The organism is Streptomyces sp. NPDC046866 (assembly GCF_040704625.1).
Taxonomy (GTDB): Bacteria; Actinomycetota; Actinomycetes; order Streptomycetales; family Streptomycetaceae; genus Streptomyces.
The window spans coordinates 344,098-356,657 of the sequence record NZ_JBEYXN010000002.1 but is presented as its reverse complement, the minus strand read 5'-3'; the positions used below and the strand labels follow the sequence as shown (position 1 = coordinate 356,657).

Annotated in this window: 15 protein-coding genes and 1 pseudogene; 6 read left to right on the top strand and 10 right to left on the bottom strand. The window is 68.1% G+C overall.

The window, feature by feature from the left end; all coding sequences use genetic code 11:
* Positions 1–41 precede the first annotated feature (41 nt).
* From AB0953_RS04980 to AB0953_RS04960, 5 genes are all read right to left on the bottom strand, one after another.
* A complete protein-coding gene (locus AB0953_RS04980) occupies positions 42–743 on the bottom strand; it encodes a hypothetical protein (RefSeq protein WP_366857981.1) in 702 nt (233 codons plus the stop codon).
* Positions 740–1,723 (bottom strand): hypothetical protein, encoded by a 984-nt coding sequence (locus tag AB0953_RS04975; protein ID WP_366857980.1) that lies wholly within the window; start codon positions 1,721–1,723, stop codon positions 740–742. The genes AB0953_RS04980 and AB0953_RS04975 overlap by 4 nt, the downstream gene beginning before the upstream one ends.
* A gap of 193 nt (positions 1,724–1,916) precedes the next feature.
* A complete protein-coding gene (locus AB0953_RS04970; protein ID WP_366857979.1) occupies positions 1,917–3,797 on the bottom strand; it encodes a phage tail tip lysozyme in 1,881 nt (626 codons plus the stop codon).
* A gap of 592 nt (positions 3,798–4,389) precedes the next feature.
* The gene (locus tag AB0953_RS04965; RefSeq protein ID WP_366857978.1) at positions 4,390–5,694 is read right to left on the bottom strand and encodes a hypothetical protein; all 1,305 of its coding nucleotides are present in this window, start codon (positions 5,692–5,694) and stop codon (positions 4,390–4,392) included.
* A gap of 137 nt (positions 5,695–5,831) precedes the next feature.
* The gene (locus AB0953_RS04960; RefSeq protein ID WP_366857977.1) at positions 5,832–6,224 is read right to left on the bottom strand and encodes a hypothetical protein; all 393 of its coding nucleotides are present in this window, start codon (positions 6,222–6,224) and stop codon (positions 5,832–5,834) included.
* A 443-nt stretch (positions 6,225–6,667) separates the two neighbouring features.
* Between AB0953_RS04960 and AB0953_RS04955 the strand changes: the two genes are divergently transcribed.
* Complete coding sequence (locus AB0953_RS04955) at positions 6,668–7,177, top strand: helix-turn-helix transcriptional regulator (RefSeq protein ID WP_366857976.1); 510 nt, start codon at positions 6,668–6,670, stop codon at positions 7,175–7,177.
* A gap of 396 nt (positions 7,178–7,573) precedes the next feature.
* Positions 7,574–7,735, top strand: a complete 162-nt coding sequence (locus AB0953_RS04950) for a hypothetical protein (RefSeq protein ID WP_366857975.1) — start codon at positions 7,574–7,576, stop codon at positions 7,733–7,735.
* Positions 7,736–8,316: 581 nt separating this feature from the next.
* On the opposite strand, the pseudogene AB0953_RS04945 reads toward AB0953_RS04950, so the two are convergent.
* The 4 genes and pseudogenes from AB0953_RS04945 to rpmB all read right to left on the bottom strand — a co-directional run.
* A pseudogene (locus AB0953_RS04945) lies at positions 8,317–8,643 on the bottom strand (GTP-binding protein); the annotation flags it as partial.
* Between the two features lie 4 nt (positions 8,644–8,647).
* A complete protein-coding gene (gene rpmF, locus AB0953_RS04940) occupies positions 8,648–8,818 on the bottom strand; it encodes a 50S ribosomal protein L32 (protein ID WP_366857974.1) in 171 nt (56 codons plus the stop codon).
* 193 nt (positions 8,819–9,011) lie between these two features.
* The gene (gene rpsN, locus AB0953_RS04935) at positions 9,012–9,317 is read right to left on the bottom strand and encodes a 30S ribosomal protein S14 (RefSeq protein ID WP_366857973.1); all 306 of its coding nucleotides are present in this window, start codon (positions 9,315–9,317) and stop codon (positions 9,012–9,014) included.
* Complete coding sequence (gene rpmB, locus AB0953_RS04930; protein ID WP_366857972.1) at positions 9,317–9,553, bottom strand: 50S ribosomal protein L28; 237 nt, start codon at positions 9,551–9,553, stop codon at positions 9,317–9,319. Before rpmB ends, rpsN begins: the two co-directional genes overlap by 1 nt.
* 67 nt (positions 9,554–9,620) lie before the next feature.
* Between rpmB and rpmG the strand changes: the two genes are divergently transcribed.
* The 4 genes from rpmG to rpsR all read left to right on the top strand — a co-directional run bounded on the left by rpmG (position 9,621) and on the right by rpsR (position 11,529).
* On the top strand, positions 9,621–9,785 hold the full coding sequence (gene rpmG, locus AB0953_RS04925; RefSeq protein WP_366857971.1) for a 50S ribosomal protein L33: 165 nt from the start codon (positions 9,621–9,623) through the stop codon (positions 9,783–9,785).
* A 39-nt stretch (positions 9,786–9,824) separates the two neighbouring features.
* The gene (locus AB0953_RS04920) at positions 9,825–10,070 is read left to right on the top strand and encodes a type B 50S ribosomal protein L31 (RefSeq protein WP_366857970.1); all 246 of its coding nucleotides are present in this window, start codon (positions 9,825–9,827) and stop codon (positions 10,068–10,070) included.
* On the top strand, positions 10,070–11,221 hold the full coding sequence (locus AB0953_RS04915) for a GTP-binding protein (protein WP_366857969.1): 1,152 nt from the start codon (positions 10,070–10,072) through the stop codon (positions 11,219–11,221). The genes AB0953_RS04920 and AB0953_RS04915 overlap by 1 nt, the downstream gene beginning before the upstream one ends.
* A gap of 71 nt (positions 11,222–11,292) precedes the next feature.
* Positions 11,293–11,529 carry a 30S ribosomal protein S18 gene (gene rpsR, locus AB0953_RS04910; protein ID WP_366857968.1) on the top strand — a complete coding sequence of 79 codons (237 nt, stop codon included), beginning with the start codon at positions 11,293–11,295 and terminating at the stop codon, positions 11,527–11,529.
* A 324-nt stretch (positions 11,530–11,853) separates the two neighbouring features.
* On the opposite strand, the gene AB0953_RS04905 is transcribed toward rpsR, so the two are convergent.
* On the bottom strand, positions 11,854–12,549 hold the full coding sequence (locus tag AB0953_RS04905) for a sigma-70 family RNA polymerase sigma factor (RefSeq protein ID WP_366857967.1): 696 nt from the start codon (positions 12,547–12,549) through the stop codon (positions 11,854–11,856).
* Between the last annotated feature and the right edge of the window lie 11 nt (positions 12,550–12,560).

The following is a 12,560-nucleotide window of genomic DNA, read 5'->3' as shown; positions in this document are numbered from 1 at the left end:
GTCTAACTCTATCAGTGAGACGAGTCGAAAGGGCGTGTGAGTCATTTGGAATGGCGAGTCTCGCCGCTCGCCGGCACGCCGGAGAGGTTCGCGACCTTGCCCTGGGCGTCGACCGTGGCGAAGAGGAGCGCGCGCCGGTACGCCGTGACACTGGCTTTGCTCGCCTTGTTCCGGGACGTCGCGTCGGAGGTGACCTCGACGTCGGCAAGGACCGCGTAGGTGTAGACGCCCGCCTTGGCGTCGATGAACTCCACGTCCGGATCCGGGCCGAGGGCCGAGTTCAGGCCAACCGCGTCGATGTAGTGGTAGCGCCGCCCTTGGGAATCCTCGTTGAACCTCGACGGGGGCATGAACGACTTCAGGAACATCTCGTTCTCGGTGAGGTCGAACCGACTCTTCAGCCTCTCGCGCGCAGCCTCGTAGCTCTGCCCCGAGTCCCACGTGAAGACCATCGAGAGCAGCGACTTGATGCGCTCACGGTCGGTGCTCAGCCGACTCCGGCTGACACCCAGGGCCGCCATGACGTCCGCGTTCACCTGCTCGGCGTCACTCTTCCGGACTGCCGCCAGATGTCCCTCGATATCGTTGATCCGGGCTTCCTGCTCGACCAGGGCCGCGTGCCGACTGCTCCAGGTCACTCCGCCAACCGTCGCGACCACCGTGAGGACCGCTGCCGTCCCCAGGACCGAGAGGTTGCGCCGGAAGAATCCCCGCCGCGCGGGTGCTGCCGTCTGCTCCGTCATCGCTTCCCGCCCGCCTCCTGTGTGCCCGTGCCGCTGAGTTCGGGTACTCCGGACCCGGCCGGCATCCTGACCGCCGGGTTCTCGTGCGGAGCCCCGGCGGCGGTTACCACGAGGGCCAAGTGGTCGAAGGCCCCCGCCGTGCCATTGCGTACGTAACGCGCGCTCGCCCAGGCGAGCACCTCGCCGCTCGTCGTGTCCCGGCACAGCCAGACGACCCTTGCCTGGTTCGTCGCGCCGGAGCCGCCCTTCACGCTCAGATCGGGCATCACCGTCTCGACCTTCCATGCGTACGTGCTCGGGTCAGCTGCCTTGTCGCCGTCGTAGCGGATGTACCAGGCGTGGCGCGGATCGATCTCGGTGGTCGCGTCGAACGGCGTCAGCGACGACGTGCTGTACGCCTCCTTGTCACTGACGAGGAAGGAGTCCTTGCCGAACAGCGGCGCCAAGTCCCGTCGGTGCTCGACGATGTCCAGCGTGGCCTGGTTCGGAGCCCCGTTCTTCGCGCTGGGCTGGACATCGGCCTGGTGGTACAACTCGGCGAAGGTCTGCTCACCCGCCGCGACCTTCTTCGCGTCGGCGGCTGCCGCCTCGGTGAGCTTTGACAACTGCGCGCCGACGTCCGCCTTCGCGGGCTTGGACTGGGCATCGTCCAACTGTTGGGTGAGCTGGAGGATCCGGGCCTCGTTGTCCGCTGTGGTCGTCTTGAAGCTCTCGCCGGTCACGCCCGCAGTGATGACCAGGGCGAGGATCCCGGCACTCATCACCGCGGTGACGCCGCGGCGGAGCAGGCGTGCGTTGTCCGCCGGGGCGCGGGCCTGGCCCTTCTCTCGCCGGCGCACCATCCAGCCCGCGAAGCGCTCTTCGAGCTCGACTCCGGTGACCTTCGTATGCGTCTTCCATACCGCGGGCTTCTCCCCGGGCATCGACTCGCTCTCCTGCTCCGATCCGATGCCCTCGGACTCGTCAGGGGTTGTCGTCACGGAACGCTCCTCACTCCGCGTTGTTCTCATAAACGAGTGAAGCCTATATCAAAAGCCATTCATGGCCGAGTGTGAATCCATTCAGTAAGAGCGTCGACGGTGGAACCGGCGCGCGGACCTGACTCGGACACGAAGAAGCCGGTGCCCGGATCGCCGAGCACCGGCGTCTTCCTCCCAGGTCAGATGCTGCGCATCAGGCCGTTTTGATCTTGTCGGAGGTGAGCATCGCATCCGACATGTCCACGAACTTCCAGCCTGCGGCAGCCAGCCGCGCCGCGCTGTCGACGCGGACCCGGCCCATGTAGGCGCAGTAGCCGGCCTCACCGAGGATGACCTTGTCCCCCTGGACGCCGAGCACCACGAGGGTGTGGCCGACGGAAGTGGATCCCGGCCCGGACCCGACCGAGTAGGGGACGGGGGTCGACTGCATCGTCTTGCCGGTCTCCCTCGCGATCGTGTAGGCCGTCTCCTTGCCGTCACCGGCCGGGTAGGCCTGGAACGTCGTGTACTTGTTCACGAAGTAGGTCGAGAAGCTCACGCAGTTCATCGCGTGGTTGTCGCCGCAGGAACCGGGGCCGCCGCCCGGACCGTACCGGTCGTCGAGGAACTTGTCGCCCTCCTTGTTGAAGAGGTCGACGAGGGCCTGGGCCTCCTCCTGCGTCATCCCGCCGTCCTTCGGCGAGACGGAACCGCCGGCCGTGGAGGCGCAGTTTCCCAGGATCGTGTCGATCCCGTTCGATATGTTGTCGATGATCCCGCCGACGATGTCCTCGACGCCACCGACGATCGAGCTGTCGACCGACCAGCCGCTCATCTTGCCGAACCACATCTCGGCGTTGTCGCCTCGCGCAGCGATTCCGGCCGCGCCGTCGGCGGAGCGCTCCCAGTTCGCGTGAAAGTGCACCGCCGCCGTACGCGGCGAGCCCTGCGACTTCCTGAGCATGTCCTTGAAGACCGCAACGTCGCCCGGGTTGTCACCATCGACCATGAAGGCCAACTGGGCCTTGATCGTGAACCAGTCGACGCCCTTGCGCTGCGCGTACTGGCGCAGCAGCGTGTTGCGGCCGAACGTCCACTGCCCAAGGCCGATACCGTTGTCCGTGTTCTGCGCGGCGCCGGCCTTCGCGGCGGTCATGGCATACGTCCCCGTCGGAAAGTTCTGCACACTCGTCGGGTCGATCCCGGACTCCTGCGACCAGTTCCCGAGGATGCCCGCGATGTTCGCCTTCGGCATCCCCCAACTGCTGAGTACCGAGTAGATCTCCTTGGCGTTCTTCTCCACGTTCGCCGGGACTGTGGCACCGGAACCGTTGCCGACGTTGTCCGCGTTGACGAAGCACGCCGCCCTGTTCGCGTTGATGCTGCCCTCGGTCAACGCCGTCGAGTTGAGGACACCGGTCAGGACCGTGCCCAGCAGGGCCACGGTGGCGGTCAGCGCGACCGCACCCGACAGCGCTGCCGCTACAGGGGCCATCGTCGCAGTGACGGTGAAGCCCAGGACCGCGCCGGCCCCCTTGGCCAGGAAGCTGCCGATCGCCATGAACGGTGCGGCGATCGCATGCCCAACCGCCTTGAGGATGTTGACGAAGAGAGTCCACAGCAGCTTCCCGGCGTTGACGGCCATCGCCATGGCTGCGAAGAACATGGACTTGAGCCAGTTCAGTAAGGCCATGGCCATGACCAGGCCCATGGCCGGCGGAGCAGCAGACGCACCACCGCCGATGGCGACGCCCTTGGCCGCCTTCGCGCCCAGGCCCTCGTCGTCCTTCGTCGCACCGCGCTCGTAGCCCGTGCCGCCGACACCCAGCTCGCGCTGGTCGGCCGGCTTGGCGTCCGGGCTGCCGCCGGTGGCCTTGGACACGCCTTTGACCGTGTCCTGGGCACCCTCGACAGCGAGGTTCTTCGCTGCGCCAACGGCGGCTCCCGGAAGCCCGCCGGCCTGTGCGCCGGCCACGGCACCGGAGACAGCAGCTCCCGCGTAACGCCCGACGTTACGACGGGTCGCGCTGCTGCCGTCTCCTTCGATCGCCTTCTGGGTCGCGCCTCCGGCCAGGTTCCCGGCGACGCCGTCCATACCCTGCTTGATCGTCGCCCCGGCGTTCGCGGCCCCGGCTGTGTTGCCTGCCGTGTCTGCACTGTCCGGTGCCTTCGACCCGGCCTCCGCCATCTTCGGTCGCGCGGTGTTCGCCGTGCCGGATGGGTCAGAAGGACCGGAAGGACGAGAAGGACCGGAAGGAACAGGAGGACCAGGAGGGCCGGAAGGGCCAGAAGGGCTAGAAGGGCTAGAAGGGCCGGAAGGGCCAGAAGGAGCGGAGGGACCGGAAGGACGGGAGGGACGGGAGGGACGGGAGGGACGGGAAGGACCGGAAGGATCAGCTCCCCGCCCCGGGAGCTGCTTGGGCACGGCGGTCTTGCCCTCAGGAGGCTTCTCGGTGCCCTCCTTTCGGGTGGGCGCCGCCGCCTTCATCCTGCTGTGCCGGCGCAGGGGCGCCGCCGAATCGAGGCTCTTGGTCCCGCGCCCCTGCCGGGGCATCCCCTGACTCGCCGACGTGTCCGGCTGGTCCTTCGTCGTCCCCGTCTCGGAGCTCCGATTCGGCTGGTCGGCGGCCATGCTATGTTCCTTTCCGGCTCAATCCAGGCAGCAGGATCCGACGCTTCTTCGCCGCTCAGTGGAGCGTGGTGAGGAAGTCTTTGTCGTCACGAACGGTGCTGTTGGACTGCACGTCCCGCAGACTCACGTCCAGGCGGAGAAGGTTGAGTGAGAGGTCCGACTGGTACTTGGACTTGTTCGCTGAGTAGGTTTGATACGCATGTGAAAGGTTGTTCATGATGTTCATGAGCGGGCGCATCGTCACGTCAGAGGACTGGTAGTCCTTGGTGAGGCTGGTGCCATCCGAGAGAATCCACTGCATGTCCGAGATCTGCTGAATCGTCGGATCTGATCCCTCGTCACGCTTCTTGGCGAACAACTGGGCGTAGCTCTGTCCGGCCGGCACCAGGGCATCGAGGTAGCCGTCGTAGACGTTGCCTGTACGCCAGTTGAGGTCGAAGCCGCCGGGGGCGACGTGCTTGGTCTGCAGCGCCAGCGTCGAGACACCATCCTTTGCCTCTGCTGCGGAGACCCCCGTGATCTTGTCGGTGGCGATCGAGGCCGGAACGGTCGGCGGACGCAGGAACAGCCCGTCGATCTTCGTCGTCTGCAGGTCGGACGTATAAGACCGAATCTGCGTCAGATTCGCGCGCATCTCGACGAGCTTCTGGTCCAGGGCCTTCCTGGCCTCGGTCTCCTTCTTCTTGAGTGCGACCCAGTAGTAGGCCTGCGCGGGATCGAAGGTCTGGGCGTTGAGCGCCGCGATCTTCTGGACCCCGGACGCACCGGGGTTGAAGAAGACCCGCCACTGGTCGTACTTGGTGAAGGTCTCGTCACCGGCGAGCTTGCCGCTGCTCTGCTTCGGCTGGGCTCCGGGCGCGGTGAGTTCGGCATTCGCACGGACCGTCAGATTCAACACCTGACGGTCGAAGGGCCGGTCGGCGTTCAGGAGGATCCCGATGTAGCCGGTCGAGCCGAAGGTGTAGAGGGATCCCTTGATCCCCCTGGTGCTGACCGGCTCGCTGTTGAGTGAGGTGTCCGACCCGAGCAGGAACGCCCTGTAGTCCGCGGCGTTGTACGAGATCTGAGCGGTCGGGCTGAAGTGCATCATCACGAGCGCCTTGTTGCCGCGCTCGTTGGTGTAGACCCCGTCCACGGTGCCGTCGAGATTCGTCTTCGACGTTTTGAAGTCGCTGGTGTACAGCGCCGTCTGTGACAGCGAGTCACGTCCCGCCTGGTATGCCGAGACCCCTGATGCGCCGATCGCGATCGCGCCCGTGACCGCGAAGATGCCGAAGAACACCCCGAAACGCTCGATCGCGTGGTGCGAGTCAAGCTTGAACTTCCTACTGAAGCCCAGCGCCTTGTTCCTGATCCCCATGTTCTGCTCTCTTTCGCGCCTGCACCGTGCTGCGAGCCCGGGTACGGCGAACCGGGTCGGAAGAGGCCTTGCGCCTCAACCGACCCGGCTCGCTCGATGGCTCTGTCACCGTTCGTGTGCGCAGCCGTGACGGCCCCTTACTTGGAAGGGCCGCTCAGGAATCCGGTGACCTGGTCGAAGGTCTGCGCGATCACCGTGCCGCCACCGAGATCCGTAATGGTCTGCTGGCCGCCGGAGCCGATCGTCGAGATCAGCGTCCAGCCGCCGGTGCTCAAAGCTCCGCCGACGAGAACGAGGAGCGCGATCGTGCCCCAGCCCTGCTGTTGGCCGGCGGACTGCGGGTTGGCCATCAGCTTCTTGATCAAGAGCACGCCGCCCCAGACCAGGCCGACAACGCCGAGCAGCATGAGTACAGAACCCCCCCAGAGCTGGACCTGGGACTTGGCGTTCTGCAGGAAGCTGGTCAGGTCCCAGGCGGCGCTCGGCAGGGGTGCCTGTGTGAGGACGGCTGCCCCGTCGGTCTTCGGCATACTTCTTTCCTCTCGCCTTTCGATTCATCCAGTGGTGTGACATCGAGTCGCAAGGCAACAAGCGCTGACTGCCTACCATGGCAGGTAGTGATAGGGGCTGAGTAGGTCGATGGCATCCATCGACTCCTCTTGCTGACTCGTATACGTGTGCATCCCGAGTGGCTAACTTACACCATTCGAATCGTCGATCGTAGGGGTGCGGTAGATGTATCGATAGACCATCGAAAGGGCCTCGGGGACGAGGCGAATCGACGTACCGGTGCGTGGTCGTGGAGGTGGTGCGCGGCCGTTGAGGTGCGGCGGGCAGCTGTGGAATCCGCAGTTCGGGATGTGTAAGGTGCTGCTCCAGCAGTGCCGCGACGTCGGCCTGCTCGATTCCGAGGTGGGCCGCCCCCGCCTGCCCCCCGTCGATCGCGATCTTGACCAGGAAGTGTCAAACCGCCATGAACCCACTGCCCGGTGACCTCTTCGCCCGTCGGCTTCGTCAAGAGCGCGAACGCCTAGGCATCAGCCAGGCAGAGCTGGCGCGCCGTATGGCCGCACTGCTTGGCGCGAACGTTGACTCCACTGCCATCACGCGCATCGAGCAGCAGACCCGTGCGGTCAGGCTCGATGAGGCGGTCACCGCTGCCGAGGCTCTCGGGGTTCCGCTGATCACACTGATCAGCGACAACTACGCCCGGGAAAACGAGGCTGAGATCCGGAAACAGCTCGCCGAGCTCGCCATCGCCGAGCAGGAGCGGGAGAGGGTGCTGCAGAAGATCCACCGGATCACCCAGACCATCCAGCAACTCTCCGCCGAGCGGGAGGCCTTCCGCTCCCACGCGCTGAGCGTCAACCCTGAAACCGCCGGCGACCACGAGCTCGACCCGGAGACGCAGGCCGCGCTCGATGTCCGGATGCGTGATGTCCGCAACAAGCAGGTCGGAGAGGGGCCAGGCCCAGGGGCATGACGCTGTGCGGGCGGCCGGGTTGAACTTCCGGTCGCAGACGTTCACCGTCCCGGTTTCCGCCACCGGCCGGCCTGCATGATCTCCTCGGTGCTCGCGTCGTTCCGCCGCATCTGGGCGACATGACCAGCCCGCAGACTGTGCACGTCGTATGCCGGCGGATCCTTCCCAACCGCTCGAGGTGCCGGTGCAGCATCGCGTGCAGCGCGTCGCCGCTCACACCGGTCGTGTGGATCCGTGCGTCGAGGGGCACATCGTCCTGGTCGGCCTTCGGTCGGCCTTCGGTCGGCCACGGGCCCGTGCATCCGTCGGCGGATGTAGCTCCAGGCCGTGCGGCTGCACGGCCGCAGTGTCCCGAATCACCAAGAGTGTCGAGGCAGTTCGGATAGGATCGCAGGTATGGGATTTGACTGGGAAAACATGCTCGGCACAAGCGGGAACGGTCTCGACGAGGCATACGACAGGGCGGTCTCCTCGGTCGTGTATGGCGAGACCTCGGAGAACGACCATCGGCCACTCCCGGTCGGTGAAGAGTCCGACGACACGGATGGCCTGCGCTGACCTGAGGGCGCAGGCAGAGACTGCCCGATGAGCCGGGGTTGCTTGTTGGGCTTGGTCCGCTCTGGCGGGCATGGGGGATCAGAGGCTTCTGCCCCGTAATGAACCGGTGGTCAAGCGTGCCATCGGGAACCTCGCCTCGCCGTCTCCGGATGGGCGCGGCACGGGTGGCGAGAAGTCGCGCTCGGACGGCCCGGCGTCCGTCGCCGGCTTCTTCGGCGGGGCGCTGAGCTGGCCGGGGAATCGCGGGTCCGGCCGGCATAGCGGCAATCGACTTCGGCTCCGGCGGAGCCTGACCCCCGACGCCCCCCCGATCATTCAGGCCCGGGCCGTGCGCCCACGCCCATCCTGATCTCCCGTGGTCTGCCCAGGGCACTCGGGAGCGGGGCGTGGTGATCGTGTCCCGCATCGCCACGAACCCGCTCCGGCCAGCCGTAGTCACGCGGAAGAACGAGTGTCGGTCCCAGGGGGCATGCGCTGCAGAGCACCTCGGTCACCCCGGCCGTTCCGGGCCATCAGGCGTTTGCCTGCCAGTTCCAGTGCCCGGACCACTGCCATCTCGGACATCTCACGGCCCAGATTTCCAGCTCGCGCAGGAAGTTCGCGGCGTCGAGGACCGTCACCATCGCGTCCAGGCGGGCGAGATCACCGAGCGTGGCGCCGAGGTGGCGGCCACCGGCATGGGCTCCGAGATACCGCCTGACTCGATGAGCAGGTAGTTGAAGTGGCCTTCCCGGGCGAGCCGGTCGGCTTCCTCCAGCAGGTCGTCGCGCAGGGTGCAGCAGATGCACCCACGATCACCGGACCCGAAGGCCTTCGCCGTTGCCGAGCACATGGTTGAGCAGGGTGGCCCTTCCCGCGCCCAGGAAGCCGGACAGTACCGTCACCGGCAGGCGATCGTACGACGTCACGGACTCAGCCCTCGGGGCGGAGCAGGCCGCGCTCGTAGGCCTTCACCAGGCGCTGCGGGACCTGGTGGACGGAGCCGTCGACGGTGACCGGCACCAGCTGGGGCGCGGTCGCCTTCCACCGGGCCCGGCGGTGACGGGTGTTGCTGCGGGACATCTTCCGCTTGGGAACGGCCACGTGAAGCTCCTCGCCTCGGTTGACTTCTTGTTCCGCCGTGATGACGGCACGGCTGATCGTGAGTCCGCGTGCGGCACCCCGCCGGGCCCCCCTTGCTTGCCCGTAGGAGCGCCACACGCGGACCGAGGCACCCTAACCCCTAATGGCAATCATTTTCAATAGGGGGATCCGGTGTGCGTGCGGCCGGTCTCGGCTACCAGGACGACTTGGTGACTCCGGGCAGGAACCCCGCATGAGCCAGCTGTCGCGCCCGTACCCGTGACAGCCCGAACCTGCGGAGGAAGCCCCGGGGACGGCCGTCCATGCTGTCGCGGTTGCGCACGCGGGTGGCGCTGGCGTTGCGCGGCTGCCGGTGCAGTTCTGCGAGGGCGGCGTCCCGGTCGGCCGTGCTGGAGGACGGGCGGCGGATGATCTCCTTGAGTTCGGCCCGCCGGGCGGCGTACCGCTGGACGGTCTCCTTGCGCTTCTCGTTCTGGGCGATCTTGCTCTTCTTCGCCATCAGACCTCGCCGCCTCGTGCGCGGATCCGGGCCACGGCCGCCTCGATGCCGATCGCGTCCACGGTTTTGATCGCCTTGGTGCTCAGCGTCAGTCGGACGTGTCGCCCCTCGCTGGGCAGCCAGTAGCGCTTGTGCTGGATGTTCGGGTCGAAGCGGCGTGAGGTGCGCCGGTGTGAGTGGGAGATGCGGTGGCCGAATCCCGGCTTGGCGCCGGTCAGTTGGCAGTGCGCTGACATGGGTCTGTCGCCTTCCTTGGTGAGCGTGGCGTGTTGGCAATGGAAATCATTGTCATATAGTGGTGCCATGGCACGCAACGAGATCCGCCCGGTCGTCAAACTCCGCTCCACGGCGGGGACCGGATTCACCTACGTCACCCGCAAGAACCGGCGCAACGACCCCGACCGGCTGGTGCTGCGCAAGTACGACCCCGTCGCCCGGCGCCGCGTCGACTTCCGCGAAGAGCGCTGACCGCCCCCCACCCCGCCCGCACGCCGAAAGGTTCCTGCCATGAAGCCCGGAATCCACCCCGCCTACGGCCCCGTCGTCTTCCGCGACACCGCCTCCGGCACCGCCTTCCTCACCCGCTCCACGATGACCAGCGACAAGACGGTCGACTGGGAGGACGGCAACACGTACCCGGTCGTCGACGTGGAGATCTCCTCCGCCAGCCACCCCTTCTACACGGGCACCGCGCGCGTCATGGACACCGCCGGCCGCGTCGAGAAGTTCCAGCGCCGCTACGGGGCCCGGTGATGGGCCACGAGCACCAGCTCCCCGTCGTGATCGTCGCCGGGATGCACTCCGAAGCCCGGCGAGAGGTCGTCGATCAGCTCCTGCGGACCGTTCCCGGGAGCGTGGCGCTCCACCACGACCTGTCCGCTGCGCCCGACGGCACCGTGCTCCGTCTGATCCGCGACGCCTCCGGACTCCTCTCCAGCGGTGAGACACCGCTGGTCAACGACTGTGCCTGCTGCGCCCTGCGCGAGGACCTCGTCCCGGAACTGGAGCGGATGGCGGGCAGCGGCCTGACCCGGCTCGCCGTGGTCGAACTGTGGGACTCGGTCGAACCGAAGGCCATGGCGGAGGTCGTCGCCGGGCATGGCGCGGACCGCCTCGTGCTGACGAACGTGATCACCGCCGTGGATCCCGCCCTCGTCCTGCCCTGCCTCGCCAACGGTGACGACCTGGCCGAAGCCGGCCTTGCCGCCGCCCCCACCGACCGGCGGACCGTCGGCGACACCTGGGCCCGCCAACTGGAGTACGCACCCGTCCTCGCCCTCGTCGACAGCGAGGGAGCCGACGACGAGGACCGGGCGCTGCTCGCTCAACTGCACCCCACCGCACGGCGCGTACCGGTCGCTTCCGTGGAACTCGCCCGGGCCGCATTCGCCGGATTCGACGTCGAGGCGGCCGCAGCGGCGCAGCACCCGGCGTGTGCGCTCCTGCCGCAGGAGGCGGACGAGGCCGGCGTGACCACGCTGGTCTGGCACCGCCGTCGGCCGTTCCATCCCGAGCGCCTGTACGAGGCGTTGGAGGACCTGTGCTGTGCGGCCGCCCGAAGCCGCGGCAGGTTCTGGCTCGCCGACCGCCCGGACACCCTGTTGGCCTGGGACGCCGCGGGCGGCGCGCTGTGCGTCGAGAGCGCCGGTCCGTGGCTGGCGTCGTTGCCCGACGCGGCGTGGGACATGGTCCCCGCGATGCGGCGGGCTGCTGCGGCCCTGGACTGGCACCCCGAGCACGGCGACTGCTGCCAGCACCTGGTCTTCACCTCGCCGGGCCTTGACCGGGACGGGCTGGAACGGCTCCTCGACTCCTGCTTGTTGACGGACGCGGAGTACCGGTCGGGGCCCGAGGCCTGGAAGAGCCTGCCCGCCGCCTTCGACTGCCTCCTCGACGCCGCCTGACCTCCCTACCCACCACCTGCTCGCGGCTTGACGAGGCCGTGAGTGAAACGCTCACTCAAGGAGACGCCACCATGGCCCGACGCCCCGTTCCCCACAAGCCGGTCACGTCCCGGCCCAACCCGCTCGACGCCGCCGGCATCACCTACATCGACTACAAGGACACCGACCTGCTGCGGAAGTTCATCTCCGACCGCGGGAAGATCCGCAGCCGGCGCGTGACCCGGGTGACGGCCCGGCAGCAGCGGGCCCTCGCCGCCGCCATCAAGAACGCGCGCGAGATGGCGCTGCTGCCGTACGCCGGTCGCTGACGTGTCCCCGACTCCGGGGCGGGCGGTGGTCGCAGCCACGGCACCGCCCGCCCCGGCATTCCAGCCCTCCCTGGCGCCGGACTCGTTGCGCCGGCCCCTTCGACGCCTGCCTTGGCGGCCTTCTCGTACGGCTCGGCGTTGGTCGCCGGTGGGCTGTGCGGCCGGCTCCGCCTTCTCCGCGGTTTCGCCCGCGGCCTTGGCCTCGATCAGGGCCTTGACCTGTTCCCCCTCTGGGTGGCACGTCATGTTGCGCCATCCGGGTGACGGCGCGGTCGGGAGAGGGGCGCGGCGTCGGCCGCGCCCCTCTCCCGCCGGGAGCGGTCGTCAGGCGGGAAGGGCAATGGCCCCGGGGGCCGGGACCGTCGGTTCGGGCCGGCACGGAGGGGGCGTCGGGTTCCCCCGCTCAGGGGCGTGCGGCCCGGTGTCCGTGAGGAGGGCCATGAGCGACGTGCGGGCGCGGGCGACGCGGGAGCGGACCGTGCCCACGGGGCAGCCGATGGCTTCCGCCGCTTCGGCGTAGGGCAGGCCCAGGAGCTGGGTGAGGACGAAGGCGTCCCGGCGCTCGGCCGGGATCGTCGCGAGGAGTTCCGCGAGGGCGATGCCGTCCTCGAAGCCGGGGACTCCCTGCGGCTGGCTCTGCTCGGCGGCGGTCTGCCAGTCGTCGCGGTCCGACAGCCGGGGTCGGGCGGCCGAGTGGCGCAGGCTGTCCACGACGGTGCGGCGGGCGATGGAGAGCAGCCAGGTGCGGGCGGAGGAGCGGGCCTCGAAGCGGGGCAGTGCGGCGAGGGCGCGGAGGAAGACGTCCTGGGTGAGGTCGTCGGCCGCCTGGACGTCGGCGCTGAGGAACGCGACGTAGCGCCAGACGTCGCGGTGGAGGGCGCGTACGAACCGGTCGGCCTTCTCGGGGTCGCCGTCGCGGGCGGCCAGCGCGAGCCGGGTCACGGCGGCGTCGGTGTCGCAGGTGTGCCGGGCCGGCCGTCGGCCGGCGGCGGAGCGCGGGGTGGTCAGGGCAGGTGTCATCGCCACAAGGT